This window comes from Pseudomonas sp. AK106 (assembly GCF_053903055.1).
This window is the reverse complement of the sequence record NZ_CP096426.1, coordinates 5,397,538-5,410,477: the sequence shown is the minus strand read 5'-3', so window position 1 is coordinate 5,410,477 and position 12,940 is coordinate 5,397,538. Positions and strand designations below refer to the sequence as shown.

Genomic DNA, 12,940 nt, shown 5'->3' with positions numbered 1-12,940 from the left:
GCGGTGTCTTAGTAGGACCGGCTTCAGCCGGGAAGGGGCCAGTGTGTGCGACATCAGTTTCGCGACATGGCACCTGACGCCTTCCCGGCTAAAGGCGGTCCTACAGTTTGAGCCATGGCCGATTCTGCACTCGGGCTCAAGCCTGCTCAACTGACCCAATGAAATTCGCCAGCTCGGGCGTTTTCGGGTTGGCCATCAGTATTTTAGGATCGCCTACCTCATGCACCTTGCCCTGATGCATGAACACCAGCTTGTCGCCCACCTCGCGGGCGAAGCGCATTTCGTGGGTCACCATGATCAGCGTCATGCCGTCTTTGGCCAGCTCGCGAACGACTGCGAGTACTTCGTTCACCAGCTCCGGGTCGAGCGCGGAGGTGATTTCGTCGCACAGCAGCACTTTGGGCGACATCGCCAGCGCACGCGCGATCGCCACGCGCTGCTGCTGACCACCGGACAGCCGGTCAGGGAAGGCGTCGAATTTCTCGCCCAGGCCCACCCGGTCGAGCATCTCCTTCGCCAGCTTTTTCGCTTCGGTTTTGGAAACCTTCTTCACCACCTGCGGCGCGAGCATTACGTTCTCGCCCACCGTCAGGTGCGGAAACAGGTTGAACTGCTGGAAGACCATGCCGACTTTCTGTCTCAGGCTGCGCAGGTCAGCCCGCGCGGCATCGAGGTATTCGCCGTCGACCTCGATCACCCCGTCATTGATCGACTCAAGGCCGTTCAGGGTGCGCAGCAGCGTGCTTTTGCCCGAACCGCTGCGCCCGATGATCGCCACGACCTGACCTTCCTCGACGCTGAGGTCGATGCCCTTGAGCACATGGTGGTCGCCGTAATACTTGTGCAGGGCGGAAATTCTAAGCAGAGGCATGAAGTCTCCTTTCCAGGTAGCGCGCGCTGAGCGACAACGGATAGCAAAGCATGAAGTAGCCCAGGGCAACGAAGCCGTAGACCATGAAAGGCTGGAACGTGGCGTTGGCGAGCATGCCGCCGGTTTTGGTCAGCTCGGTGAAGCCGATGATCGACGTGACTGCCGTGCCTTTGACCACCTGCACGGAGAACCCCACCGTTGGCGCCACCGCGATGCGTAACGCCTGAGGCAGAATCACGTAACGCAGTTGCTCGAACGGGGTCAGCGCCAGACTTGCGGAAGCTTCCCACTGGCCGTTGGAAATCGACTCCACGCAGCCACGCCAGATTTCAGCCAGGTACGCACTGGTGAACAACGTCAGCGCCAGCGCCGCCGCGAACCAGGGTGAAATGTCGATGCCCATCAGCGCCACGCCGAAGAACACCAGGAACAGCTGCATCAATAATGGCGTGCCTTGAAACAGCTCGATGTAGCAGCGCGCGAGCCTGCGTGGCATTGCCTTCTCGGAGATGCGCAGGGTCATCACCAGCAAACCGATCACGCCGCCGCCGATGAACGCCACCAGCGACAGCGCCAGTGTCCACTGCAGGCCGGTCAGCAAGTTGCGCACGACGTCCCAAAGGGTGAAATCCATCAGCGGCTCCTCGCGATATAGCGTCTGCCGATCCACGCCAGCAACTGACGCACCAGCAGCGCCATGCACAGGTAGATCAGCGTGGTAATGATGTACGTCTCAAACGAGCGGAAGTTGCGCGACTGAATGAAGTTCGCGGCGAAACTCAGCTCCTCGGTGGCGATCTGCGAACAGACCGCGGAACCGAGCATGACGATGATGATCTGGCTGCTCAGCGCCGGCCACACCTTGCCCAGCGCCGGGATCAGCACGACATGGCGAAACGTCTCGAAGCGAGTCATCGCCAGCGCGGCCGACGCCTCGATCTGGCCGCGCGGAATCGCCTGCACGCCCGCACGGATGATCTCCGTCGAGTAGGCGCCAAGGTTGATGACCATCGCCAGCACGGCGGCCTGCCACTCCGATATCTGCAGGCCCAGTGACGGCAGCCCGAAGAAGATGAAAAACAACTGCACCAGAAACGGCGTGTTGCGGATCAGCTCTACATAGACACCGAAAATGGCCGAGAACGGCTGGATTTTCCACGCCCTGACAATCGCCCCGACAATGCCGACGCTGACACCGAGCAGCGTGCCGATGGCGGTCAGCTCCAGCGTGAACAGTGCGCCGCGCAGGAGCAGGTCAGTGTTTTGCAGGACCGGGATAAAGTCGAACTGATAAGCCATTTAGCGCCTCGGCAGTCGATGATCAGAGGTCGGCAGGCAATGGCTGCTTGAGCCAGGTCTGCGCGTTCTTTTCCAGCGTGCCGTCTTTCTTCGCCGCTTCGAGAATCTCGTTCACTTTGGCGAGCAACTCGGGCTGACCTTTGTTCACACCCACGTAGACCGGCGAGTCCTTGAGCTTCACTTTCAGCTCCGGAATGCGCTTGGGGTTCTTCTCGCTGATGGCGACCATCACCACGTTGCCACTGGCGATCAGGTCGGTCTGCTTGGCCAGGTAAGCCGCGATGGTCGAGTTGTTGTCTTCGAAGCGTTTGATCGTGGCTTCCTTCGGCGCAACGGCGGTCAGCTCGATGTCCTCGATGGCGCCACGGGTCACGCTGATGGTTTTGCCTTTCAGGTCGTCCACGGTTTTGATCGCGTCTTCAGGCGGGCCGAACACGGCGAGGTAGAAGGGAGCGTAGGCGCGGGAGAAGTCGATGACCTTTTCGCGGTCCGGGTTTTTGCCGAGGCTGGAGATGACCAGGTCAACCTTGCCGGTGGTCAGGTACGGCACGCGGTTGGTGCTGTTGACCGGCGTCAGCTCAAGCTTGACCTTCAATTGATTAGCGATGAGCTGTGCGGTGTCGATGTCCAGGCCGCGCGGCTTCATGTCGGGGCCGACCGAACCGAAGGGCGGGAAGTCTTGCGGAACCGCGACTTTCAACGTGCCGCGAGCGGTTACATCATCCAGACCATTAGCGTGGGCGGGGGCCTGGCCGAGCATGAGGCTGGCAAACAGGGCGGCGAGCAGGGCGCTGTAACGCTGGGTCATGTGGTGTCTCCGAATCGATCAATGTGCAGGCGAAGCCCGGGTCGTGGCCAAGCACCAGTGCACAGCCCATGCCAGCCGATGGTTTGCAACCATGGAATGCGGGCCGCAGGCTTGATCCGGTCTAACTGGTCTGAACAGTGAGTGAGGGAGCCGCCCCGCTTTGGCGCGCTCGAAAGGCCCGGCGCCCCTCGCTTGGGCGTCACTTGCCGGATGCCTCCGATGGGGATACAAGGGATTTTTCCTACGGTTTCCACACCTTGATCGCCATGCATCCGAGCCCTGTAGCTGTGCCTGAAGCCGCCTTCCAGGCGATCCGCAAACTGATCGCCGAGCAGGGCTATGTGCCCGGCGACAGCCTGCCGTCTCAGCGGGATCTGGCGATTCGGCTGGGCGTCAGTCGGGCTTCGTTGCGTGAGGCACTGTCATCATTGAGCGCCTTGGGGTTGGTCAGTGTGCAGCCCGGCAAAGGCGTATTCGTACAGGCGGTTTCTGAACCACAACGGAGCACGGACGGATTTTCCTGGCCGTATGCAGCGCACGCATCACCTGCTGAGACTTTTCAGCTGCGCTATGCGCTGGAAGGCTTTGCCGCCGGGCTTGCAGCGGTCACGCTGACGGCCGATGAGCGCGATGTACTGGAGGACAACGTCGAAGCCATGCGCCTTGAACTCAAGGCAGGGGATTTTGACTGCGCGGCGCGGCTGGACTTCGATTTCCACCGGCGCATTCTCGTCGCCAGTGGCAATCAGGCGATTCTGGGGATTATCACCACCAGCGCCGATATTTTTCTGGAGAGCCAAAAGCTGCCTTTTATTCGAGCGGGCAGGGCCATGGAAACCTGGCAGGAGCATCGCAAGATCCTGCGGGCGCTGGCGCGAAACGCGTCTGGCCCGGCGCAGAAAGCCATGCAGGAGCACATCCGCGGCGCTGCGTTGCGCACCGGCATCGTGTTTGTCGCACCTTCCGGCTAAACATCTGCAATTTCTGCAATTAAGGCAACCGCGCCGGGTCATAGCTAGAGACAATGAACCTCGACTTCCTGTCACCGCGTGACACAGTTATGATGGCCCACGTTTTTTTGCCTATGACCTCGGAGAAATCTCATGAGTAACGACCTGATCAAACACGTCAGCGACGCGAGCTTCGACGCCGATGTCCTGAAGGCTGCCGGCCCTGTACTGGTGGATTACTGGGCTGAATGGTGTGGCCCATGCAAGATGATTGCCCCGGTTCTGGATGACATCGCTGGCACTTACGAAGGCAAGCTGACCATCGCCAAGCTGAATATCGACGACAACCAGGAAACACCGGCCAAGCACGGCGTTCGTGGTATCCCGACCCTGATGCTGTTCAAGAACGGCGAAGTCGCGGCAACCAAGGTCGGCGCACTGTCCAAGTCGCAGTTGCAGGCGTTCCTCGACGCCAACATCTGATGACGATATAGCCCCGCAAATCGCGGGGTTTTTTTCGGGCGTCGTACTAGACGCTCAGAAAATCAAGTGGTACATTCGGCCCCGCAACGGCTTCTCCGTTGCCCCCTGCTAGCCGTCGCCGACCGTCTCCTTTCGATTTGCACGCGATCCTGTCGCCTTCTCTGCGGCGCGGCCTCATTAAGCCAAAAGCTTAATTTCCCCCTCCATACATGATTACGTCATTCCTATATGAACCTGACTGAACTCAAGCAAAAGCCTATTACCGATCTGCTCGAAATGGCCGAACAGATGGGCATTGAAAATATGGCCCGTTCGCGCAAGCAGGACGTGATTTTCTCCCTGCTGAAGAAGCATGCGAAAAGCGGCGAGGAAATCTCGGGTGACGGCGTGCTGGAGATCCTCCAGGATGGCTTCGGCTTCCTCCGTTCTGCAGACGCCTCCTACCTTGCCGGCCCAGACGACATTTACGTCTCGCCGAGCCAGATCCGCCGCTTCAACCTGCGCACGGGCGACACCATTGTCGGCAAGATCCGTCCGCCGAAGGAAGGCGAGCGTTACTTCGCACTGCTCAAGGTCGACACCATCAACTTCGACCGTCCAGAAAACGCGAAGAACAAGATTCTGTTTGAAAACCTGACGCCGCTGTTCCCGACCATTCGCATGAAGATGGAAGCCGGTAACGGTTCCACCGAAGACCTCACCGGTCGCGTCATCGATCTGTGTGCTCCGATCGGTAAAGGTCAGCGCGGTCTGATCGTTGCTCCGCCAAAAGCGGGCAAGACCATCATGCTGCAGAACATCGCGTCGAACATCACGCGCAACAACCCTGAAGTCCATCTGATCGTTCTGCTGATCGATGAGCGTCCGGAAGAAGTCACCGAGATGCAGCGCACCGTGCGCGGCGAAGTGGTTGCTTCTACCTTCGACGAGCCACCTACCCGTCACGTGCAGGTCGCCGAAATGGTGATCGAAAAGGCCAAGCGCCTGGTCGAGCACAAGAAGGACGTGGTCATCCTGCTCGACTCCATCACCCGTCTGGCTCGCGCCTACAACACCGTCATTCCGAGCTCCGGCAAGGTCCTGACCGGTGGTGTCGATGCGCACGCCCTCGAGAAGCCAAAGCGTTTCTTCGGTGCGGCACGTAACATCGAAGAAGGCGGCTCGCTGACCATCATCGCTACCGCGCTGGTTGAAACCGGCTCGAAGATGGACGAAGTGATCTACGAAGAATTCAAAGGCACCGGCAACATGGAGCTGCCTCTGGATCGCAAGATCGCAGAGAAGCGCGTCTTCCCGGCCATCAACATCAACCGCTCCGGCACACGCCGCGAAGAGTTGCTGACGGCCGACGACGAGTTGCAGCGCATGTGGATCCTGCGCAAGCTGCTGCATCCTATGGATGAGGTCGCGGCCATCGAGTTCTTGATCGACAAGCTGAAACAGACCAAGACCAACGATGAGTTCTTCCTGTCGATGAAGCGCAAGTAACACCCTGCGCTGAACCGACCGTAGAAAAATGGTGTCCTTCTGGACACCATTTTTTTTGACCTTTTCTGTAGATCTCTCCCGTAGACAAGGAGCGTCATGCACACGTTTGGCAATCGCCGTGATATCGATGGGCTGCGGGCCCTGGCCGTGGTCCCGGTGCTGTTGTTTCACTTCGGTCTGGGCCTGAGCGGCGGCTTCGTCGGCGTCGACGTGTTTTTCGTCATCTCCGGCTACCTGATCACGTCTATCATCTTCCGCGAGATCAGCGCGGGGCGATTCAGCTTCGTCGATTTCTGGGCCCGTCGCGCGCGGCGTATCGTCCCTGCCGTGACCGTTGTCGTGCTGGCCACGTTGGCGTTTGGCTGGATATTGCTGACGCCCAAGGACTACGCCGAGCTGGGCCGGGAAGTGCGGTATCAGTCGATGTTCATGTCCAACCTGCTGTTCATGCGGCAGGACGGCTACTTCGATTCCGCGTCAGATTTCAAACCGCTTCTTCACACCTGGTCGCTGGCGGTGGAGGAGCAGTACTACATTTTCTTCCCGCTGCTGATGGTGCTGGCGACGCGGTACGTGCGGCACTGGCGCTGGTTGCTGCTCGGCCTGCTGGTGCTGTCGTTCGGGCTGAACATCTGGGCGATCAAGCACAAACCCGAGGCTGCATTCTTTCTGCTGCCAATGCGTGCATGGGAACTGCTGTGCGGGGCGATGCTGGCCGTCGCCCCTGCGCCTAGACGCCCGCTGCCGACCTGGATCTATCAAACGGTCAGTTTGAGCGGTTTTGCGGCGGTCGTGCTGGCGATGCTGAGTTTTGACAAAACCACGCAATTCCCCGGCTGGGCGGCGCTGCTGCCTGTGATGGGCACCACAGCGATGATCTGGGCCAACGGTCATCCCGCGTCATGGGTCGGGCGTTTTCTGAGCATCAAACCGCTGGTGGCAATCGGGCTTATCTCCTACTCGCTGTACCTGTGGCATTGGCCTATTCATGTCTATGCCAATGCAATTTCAGCTGACGGGATTTCTGACCTTGAAGCGATTGGCTGGATCCTTCTGGCCGGCGCGCTTGCCTGGATCAGCTGGCGCTTTGTCGAGCTGCCATTCCGTGAACGCCGCCTGCTGGCCGGCCGCAAGCCGGTACTGATGGGCGGACTGCTGACGCTGGCCGTATTGGCGCTGATGGGGCAGGCGGTGCGCTCCAGTGACGGCGTACCGCAACGCCTTTCCGGCCAGGCCTTGCAATATGCGCAGTCGCGGGAGTGGAGCGCCGGGCAGATGGACTGTTTCCTGCTCGGATCAAAGCACAGCGAAGGTCTGGACAAGCTCTGTCGGGCGGGTGGCAATGCCGATGCCGCGCCGTCCCATCTCGTCTGGGGCGACAGTCATGCGGCAGCCCTGTGGCCAGGCGTCAGAAGCGCGGCCGAGCAAGTCCATGTGCCTGTCTGGCTGGCAAGCATGAGCGGATGTCCGCCGCTGGTCAGCACCGCAACAAGCAAGCGCTGTCAGGACTTCAACGCCCTGAACGTCGAGCGCGTTCGAGCACAGAAAATCCCTGACGTGACGCTGGCCGCGCGCTGGAGTTTGTACATCTACGGCCTGGAAGATGGCAACAAAAGCAACGTGCTGCTGAAACACGAATCCATTCCCCGAAACGAAGCGTATTTCGCCGATGCTTTGAAAGCTCAGATCGCTGAATTGCGAGCAGCGGGGGCGCAGGTCTGGTTGTTCAAGGAAGTGCCGCAGCAGCGCAAGGGCACCATCGAGCGATTGAGCAGCCTGGCGAGGGTTGGACGTTCGGCTGCAGAGGTCGGGCGTCCGGCTGCGGAGCTTGATGGGCGGCAGGCGTTTATCAACCAGCTGTTCGACACCCTCAGCCGTGCGGATGCAGGCATTCACCTGATCGACCCTAAACCGCTGCTGTGTGAGGGCGGTCTGTGCCGTGCCGAAGTTGACGGGCGTTCTCTGTACAAGGACGAAGATCACCTGTCGGACCTGGGCGGCGAGAAGATGCAACTGCTGTTCGCGCCGCTGTTGCGCGAAACACCGCGCATTTGAGTTGGACACAAGCTGCCCTCTGCGGTCAGAGCAGGTAGGATGTGCATCTATTTGGTGAGTGGCCGGGTTAATGAAATTCAAGGATCTACGGGATTTCGTGCAGCAGCTTGAGCAGCGCGGAGAGTTGAAACGCATTCAGGTGCCCATTTCCCCTGTACTGGAAATGACCGAGATCTGCGACCGGACCCTGCGCAACAAGGGGCCGGCGCTGCTCTTCGAAAAGCCGACGGGTTTCGACATCCCGGTGCTTGGCAACCTGTTCGGCACGCCCGAGCGCGTCGCTATGGGCATGGGCGCCGAGTCGGTGTCCGAACTGCGGGAAATCGGCAAGCTGCTGGCTTTCCTTAAAGAGCCCGAGCCGCCCAAGGGCTTGAAAGACGCCTGGTCCAAGCTACCCATCTTCAGAAAAGTGATCGCCATGGCGCCGAAAGTCGTCAAGGACGCGCCGTGTCAGGAGATCGTGATCGAGGGCGACGACGTCGACCTTGGCATGCTGCCCGTGCAGACCTGCTGGCCCGGCGATGTCGGCCCGCTGATTACGTGGGGGCTGACGGTCACTCGCGGGCCCAACAAAGAACGGCAGAATCTGGGTATCTATCGCCAGCAGGTGATCGGCCGCAACAAGGTGATCATGCGCTGGCTCAGCCACCGCGGCGGCGCGCTGGATTTCAGGGATTGGTGCAACAAGCACCCGGGTCAGCCATTCCCGGTGTCCGTGGCCTTGGGCGCTGACCCCGCCACCATTCTGGGCGCCGTCACGCCGGTGCCCGACAGCTTGTCCGAATACGCATTCGCCGGCCTGCTGCGTGGCAACCGTACCGAACTGATCAAGTGCCGTGGCAACGACCTCCAGGTCCCCGCCAGCGCCGAAATCGTCCTTGAAGGGGTGATTCATCCCGGCGAAATGGCCGACGAGGGTCCGTACGGCGACCACACCGGCTACTACAACGAGGTCGACAGCTTCCCGGTCTTCACGGTCGAGCGCATCACCCACCGCATCAAGCCGATTTACCACAGCACCTACACGGGCCGGCCGCCTGACGAGCCGGCCATCCTGGGCGTTGCGCTGAACGAAGTCTTCGTGCCGATTCTGCAGAAGCAGTTCCCGGAAATCGTCGACTTCTACCTGCCGCCCGAGGGTTGCTCGTACCGCATGGCGGTCGTGACGATCAAGAAGCAGTACCCCGGCCATGCCAAGCGCGTGATGCTGGGGGTCTGGTCGTTTTTGCGACAGTTCATGTACACCAAGTTCGTTATCGTCACCGACGACGACATCAATGCCCGTGACTGGAATGACGTCATCTGGGCAATCACCACGCGCATGGACCCCAAGCGCGACACGGTGATGATCGACAACACGCCAATCGACTACCTCGATTTCGCCTCGCCGGTCTCAGGTCTCGGCTCGAAAATGGGGCTCGATGCCACCCATAAGTGGCCGGGCGAAACCACCCGTGAATGGGGTCGCGCTATCGTCAAGGACGAAGCGGTGACCCGCCGGATCGATGAAATCTGGACTCAGCTGGGAATTGATTGATGCGTGTAACTTTGCAGCCCTCGGGCGCGGTCATCGAGACATTGCCAGGCGAACGGATCCTCGACGCCGCCCAGCGTCTGGGCTATGAATGCCCTCAGAGCTGTCGCAACGGCAATTGCCACATCTGTTCCGCGCTGCTGGTTGAAGGCAGCGTCGAGCAGGCCGGAGAGATCCGCAACCACGGCGAAATCTACACGTGCCTGGCGGTGCCGCAGGAAGACTGCGTTGTGCTGTGGGACAGCGTGCTGGCGCTCGGCGAGCTGCCGGTGCGTACGTTCGCCTGCCAGGTCAGCGAGTGTGTTGAAGTCGGCGGCGATGTCTGGCGCGTGATGCTCCGTGCGCCTGCCGGCAAGCCGCCGCGTTATCACGCCGGTCAGTACCTGATGATCCATCGGGACGACGGCGAAAAATCGGCGTTTTCCATGGCGTCAGCGCCGGAGAGCGGGCGCGATCTCGAAATTCACGTCCTCGCCCGCGAGGCCAGTGCGCAAAACCTGATCAAGCAGCTGCAGCGCGAGGGCATGGCGCGGGTCGACTTGCCCTTCGGCGATACTCATCTGGGCGAATTGCCCGATGGCCCGCTGGTATTGATTGCGGCAGGCACCGGTATGGGGCAGATGCACAGCCTGATCGAGCATTGCCGCGCCAAAGGTTTCCCCTATCCGGTGCATGTGTATTGGGGAATGCGCCGTCCGGAAGATTTCTACCAGCTCACGCATTGGGAGGAGTGGCAGACGCTGCCTAATCTGTTCCTGCACAGGATCGTCAGTGATCTGTGCGGTTGGGAAGGGCGCTGCGGCATGCTGCATGAGGCGGTTTGCGAGGACTTCAGCGATCTGAAGCCGCTTTATGTGTATGCCAGCGGCTCCCCGGCCATGGTCTATTCGACCCTCGATGCGCTGGTGCTGGCGGGCATGGATGCGCATCAGATGCGTGCCGATGTGTTCGCGTATGCGCCGAGGCCCTGAAGCGCAGCCACTCGCCGGGCTGGATGTGGACAGCGTATTGCATGGCTGTTTGTCAGATATCGGCTTTTCCGGCGTGACCCGTGCGCCGGTGGCCGAGTCACAACGTCACACTGCCTGCGATGCCGTCTGATTGTTCATTCGTTGTTGCCAGACCCGTTTCATGAGTGTTCAGCGTTGCACCGGCGTCAGCCTTGCCGGTGGGGGGAACCAGATGGGGAATCAAATCAATATCCTGGCGGAAGCTGTCCATGATGGCTTGGGGTTGTCCTACCCGCCGGTCATCGATCTTGGGCCGAAACTGAGCCGCGAGCAGCTTCTTGCCTCCATCCACGCCACGATGAGCCGTCACCAGGGCGGCCCGATCTGGTTGTTCGCGTATGGATCATTGATCTGGCGACCCGAGTGCAGCGCCGTCGAGCGTCAGCGCGGACGGGTCCACGGCTATCATCGCGGTCTCTATCTCTGGTCCCACGAACACCGTGGCACGCCCGAGCAGCCAGGGCTGGTATTCGGTCTGGACCGCGGCGGCTCCTGCAGCGGATTCGCCTACCGGTTGCCCGAAGACAATATCGACGAGTCCCTGCTGGCGCTGTGGCAGAGAGAAATGCCGTTCCCGTCCTACCGCCCGCACTGGCTCAACTGCCGACTTGAAGACGGCACCAAGGTGCAGGCGCTGGGATTTGTGCTGGAGCGGCATCTGCCGAGTTACGCTGGCAACCTGCCCGACAGCGTGCTCACCCAGGTGCTGGCCAATGCCAGCGGCCGTTACGGGACCACGTGGGAATACGTCGAGCAAACCATCCGCGCACTGCGCACCCACGCCATGCCGGACCTGAGCCTGGAAGCGCGGTTCAAGCGGTGCAGGCCGGTGTTGTTGGCGATATAGCTTCTGGTCCGAATAAGGCTTGATCATCGCACTGACCAAGCCCTTTTCGTTTGAGACTTAAGCCATCTCCTCTCGCGACTGGCTCGCCACCCGCGTATGCCGCAGCGTCGGTATCAGGAACGCTATTGCGAGGATGCAAGCGGACACCAGCAGCACGAAGCCACCGTCCCAGCCGAAGTGGTCGACCGTGTAACCCATCAGCGCGCTGGCGGCGACCGAGCCACCGAGATAGCCGAACAGGCCGGTGAATCCCGCTGCGGTGCCGGCGGCCTTCTTCGGTGCCAGCTCAAGGGCCTGCAAGCCGACCAGCATGACCGGGCCGTAAATCAGGAAGCCGATCGAGACCAGCGCAATCATGTCGACGGTGGGATTGCCGGGTGGGTTGAGCCAGTAGACCAACGTCGCAACGGTCACCATTGCCATGAACACGATGCCGGTCAGGCCACGGTTGCCACGAAAGATCTTGTCGGACATCCAGCCGCACAGCAGCGTGCCCGGAATGCCTGCCCACTCATAAAAAAAGTAGGCCCACGAGGTCTTGTCGACGTCGAAGTGCTTGGCTTCTTTCAAGTACGTTGGCGCCCAGTCCAGCACGCCGTAACGCAGCAGGTAAACGAATACGTTGGCCAGCGCGATGTACCAGAGCATTTTGTTACGCAGGACGTATTTGACGAAGATTTCTTTGGCGGTGAATTCCTCTTCGTGGCTCGCGTCGTAGCCTTCCGGGTAGTCGTTCTTGTAGTCCTCGACCGGCGGCAAGCCCACGGACTGTGGGGTGTCGCGCATGGTGACGAAGGCGAACAGGGCGACGAACAGGGCAACCGCCGCAGGCACGTAGAACGCGGCGTGCCAGTCGTTGGTCCAACCCAGCCCGAGCAGGAACAGCGGGCCGATCAAGCCACCACCGACGTTGTGCGCCACATTCCATACCGAGACCACGCCGCCACGCTCCTTCTGCGACCACCAGTGCACCATCGTGCGTCCGCTCGGCGGCCAGCCCATGCCTTGGGCCCAGCCATTGATGAACAGCAGAATGAACATGATGGTTACGCTGGACGTCGCCCAGGGTGCGAATCCGAACACGAACATCACCAGCGCGGAAATCACCAGTCCGAATGGCAGGAAGTAGCGCGGGTTGGAGCGATCCGACACCAGCCCCATCAGGAATTTCGACAGCCCGTACGCAATGGCAATCGCTGAGATCGCGAGGCCCAGTTGGCCACGGGTATATCCCTCGTCGATCAGGTAGGGCATGGCCAGCGAGAAATTCTTGCGCAGCAAATAGTAGCCAGCGTAGCCGAAGAAGATGCCGGCGAAAATCTGCCAGCGAAGGCGGCGGTAGGTAGAGTCGACACGCTCCTCAGGCAGCGGAGCCTGATGTGCGGCAGGACGGAAAAAGGCAAACATCGGGACACTCCATTTATTTTATTGTTATGCGAATCCGAATATTACATTTTCGTTACAGAAAATAGGAAGGCTTCTCATCGGATAAAAAGGACGTAAACACGGGCCGAGAGGGAATTCCTTTGCGAACATCCCGTTTGTACAGTGCTGTCCATAGGTGGGTTTCGGTGTCTGGGACAGGTAAAGTGCGC

The 12,940-nt window shown here is 60.3% G+C and carries 12 protein-coding genes; 7 read left to right on the top strand and 5 right to left on the bottom strand.

What is annotated here, in order from left to right:
- Positions 1-136: 136 nt before the first annotated feature.
- From M1E04_RS23720 to M1E04_RS23705, 4 genes are read right to left on the bottom strand one after another with little or no spacing between them, the layout of a single operon-like run.
- The gene (locus M1E04_RS23720; RefSeq protein ID WP_192130693.1) at positions 137-871 is read right to left on the bottom strand and encodes an amino acid ABC transporter ATP-binding protein; all 735 of its coding nucleotides are present in this window, start codon (positions 869-871) and stop codon (positions 137-139) included.
- On the bottom strand, positions 858-1,508 hold the full coding sequence (locus M1E04_RS23715; protein ID WP_065987517.1) for an amino acid ABC transporter permease: 651 nt from the start codon (positions 1,506-1,508) through the stop codon (positions 858-860). The genes M1E04_RS23720 and M1E04_RS23715 overlap by 14 nt, the downstream gene beginning before the upstream one ends.
- Positions 1,505-2,170 carry an amino acid ABC transporter permease gene (locus tag M1E04_RS23710; RefSeq protein WP_456292145.1) on the bottom strand — a complete coding sequence of 222 codons (666 nt, stop codon included), beginning with the start codon at positions 2,168-2,170 and terminating at the stop codon, positions 1,505-1,507. Before M1E04_RS23710 ends, M1E04_RS23715 begins: the two co-directional genes overlap by 4 nt.
- Before the next feature lie 22 nt (positions 2,171-2,192).
- Positions 2,193-2,978: a transporter substrate-binding domain-containing protein gene (locus M1E04_RS23705; RefSeq protein ID WP_065987474.1), complete on the bottom strand. Its 786-nt coding sequence runs from the start codon at positions 2,976-2,978 to the stop codon at positions 2,193-2,195.
- Positions 2,979-3,244: 266 nt separating this feature from the next.
- Between M1E04_RS23705 and M1E04_RS23700 the strand changes: the two genes are divergently transcribed.
- From M1E04_RS23700 to M1E04_RS23670, 7 genes are all read left to right on the top strand, one after another.
- Complete coding sequence (locus M1E04_RS23700; protein ID WP_369318261.1) at positions 3,245-3,949, top strand: FadR/GntR family transcriptional regulator; 705 nt, start codon at positions 3,245-3,247, stop codon at positions 3,947-3,949.
- 132 nt (positions 3,950-4,081) lie between these two features.
- Positions 4,082-4,411 carry a thioredoxin TrxA gene (trxA, locus tag M1E04_RS23695; RefSeq protein WP_065987472.1) on the top strand — a complete coding sequence of 110 codons (330 nt, stop codon included), beginning with the start codon at positions 4,082-4,084 and terminating at the stop codon, positions 4,409-4,411.
- A 228-nt stretch (positions 4,412-4,639) separates the two neighbouring features.
- On the top strand, positions 4,640-5,899 hold the full coding sequence (gene rho / locus M1E04_RS23690) for a transcription termination factor Rho (protein WP_037016529.1): 1,260 nt from the start codon (positions 4,640-4,642) through the stop codon (positions 5,897-5,899).
- 96 nt (positions 5,900-5,995) lie between these two features.
- Positions 5,996-7,954 carry an acyltransferase family protein gene (locus tag M1E04_RS23685; RefSeq protein ID WP_456292144.1) on the top strand — a complete coding sequence of 653 codons (1,959 nt, stop codon included), beginning with the start codon at positions 5,996-5,998 and terminating at the stop codon, positions 7,952-7,954.
- A 70-nt stretch (positions 7,955-8,024) separates the two neighbouring features.
- Positions 8,025-9,491 carry a 4-hydroxy-3-polyprenylbenzoate decarboxylase gene (gene ubiD / locus M1E04_RS23680; RefSeq protein WP_065987470.1) on the top strand — a complete coding sequence of 489 codons (1,467 nt, stop codon included), beginning with the start codon at positions 8,025-8,027 and terminating at the stop codon, positions 9,489-9,491.
- Positions 9,491-10,459: a CDP-6-deoxy-delta-3,4-glucoseen reductase gene (locus M1E04_RS23675; protein ID WP_192130696.1), complete on the top strand. Its 969-nt coding sequence runs from the start codon at positions 9,491-9,493 to the stop codon at positions 10,457-10,459. The genes ubiD and M1E04_RS23675 overlap by 1 nt, the downstream gene beginning before the upstream one ends.
- A gap of 211 nt (positions 10,460-10,670) precedes the next feature.
- Positions 10,671-11,345 (top strand): gamma-glutamylcyclotransferase, encoded by a 675-nt coding sequence (locus M1E04_RS23670; RefSeq protein ID WP_192131015.1) that lies wholly within the window; start codon positions 10,671-10,673, stop codon positions 11,343-11,345.
- 57 nt (positions 11,346-11,402) lie between these two features.
- On the opposite strand, the gene glpT is transcribed toward M1E04_RS23670, so the two are convergent.
- Positions 11,403-12,752 carry a glycerol-3-phosphate transporter gene (gene glpT, locus M1E04_RS23665; RefSeq protein ID WP_192130697.1) on the bottom strand — a complete coding sequence of 450 codons (1,350 nt, stop codon included), beginning with the start codon at positions 12,750-12,752 and terminating at the stop codon, positions 11,403-11,405.
- Between the last annotated feature and the right edge of the window lie 188 nt (positions 12,753-12,940).

Bases quoted from the DNA above. Each gene is read 5' to 3' on its own strand.
- glpT (WP_192130697.1), bottom strand. From the start codon at position 12,752: ATGTTTGCCTTTTTCCGTCCTGCCGCACATCAGGCTCCGCTGCCTGAG.
- ubiD (WP_065987470.1), top strand. From the start codon at position 8,025: ATGAAATTCAAGGATCTACGGGATTTCGTGCAGCAGCTTGAGCAGCGC.
- trxA (WP_065987472.1), top strand. From the start codon at position 4,082: ATGAGTAACGACCTGATCAAACACGTCAGCGACGCGAGCTTCGACGCC.
- M1E04_RS23670 (WP_192131015.1), top strand. From the start codon at position 10,671: ATGGGGAATCAAATCAATATCCTGGCGGAAGCTGTCCATGATGGCTTG.
- M1E04_RS23720 (WP_192130693.1), bottom strand. From the start codon at position 871: ATGCCTCTGCTTAGAATTTCCGCCCTGCACAAGTATTACGGCGACCAC.
- rho (WP_037016529.1), top strand. From the start codon at position 4,640: ATGAACCTGACTGAACTCAAGCAAAAGCCTATTACCGATCTGCTCGAA.
- M1E04_RS23675 (WP_192130696.1), top strand. From the start codon at position 9,491: ATGCGTGTAACTTTGCAGCCCTCGGGCGCGGTCATCGAGACATTGCCA.
- M1E04_RS23685 (WP_456292144.1), top strand. From the start codon at position 5,996: ATGCACACGTTTGGCAATCGCCGTGATATCGATGGGCTGCGGGCCCTG.
- M1E04_RS23700 (WP_369318261.1), top strand. From the start codon at position 3,245: ATGCATCCGAGCCCTGTAGCTGTGCCTGAAGCCGCCTTCCAGGCGATC.
- M1E04_RS23710 (WP_456292145.1), bottom strand. From the start codon at position 2,170: ATGGCTTATCAGTTCGACTTTATCCCGGTCCTGCAAAACACTGACCTG.
- M1E04_RS23705 (WP_065987474.1), bottom strand. From the start codon at position 2,978: ATGACCCAGCGTTACAGCGCCCTGCTCGCCGCCCTGTTTGCCAGCCTC.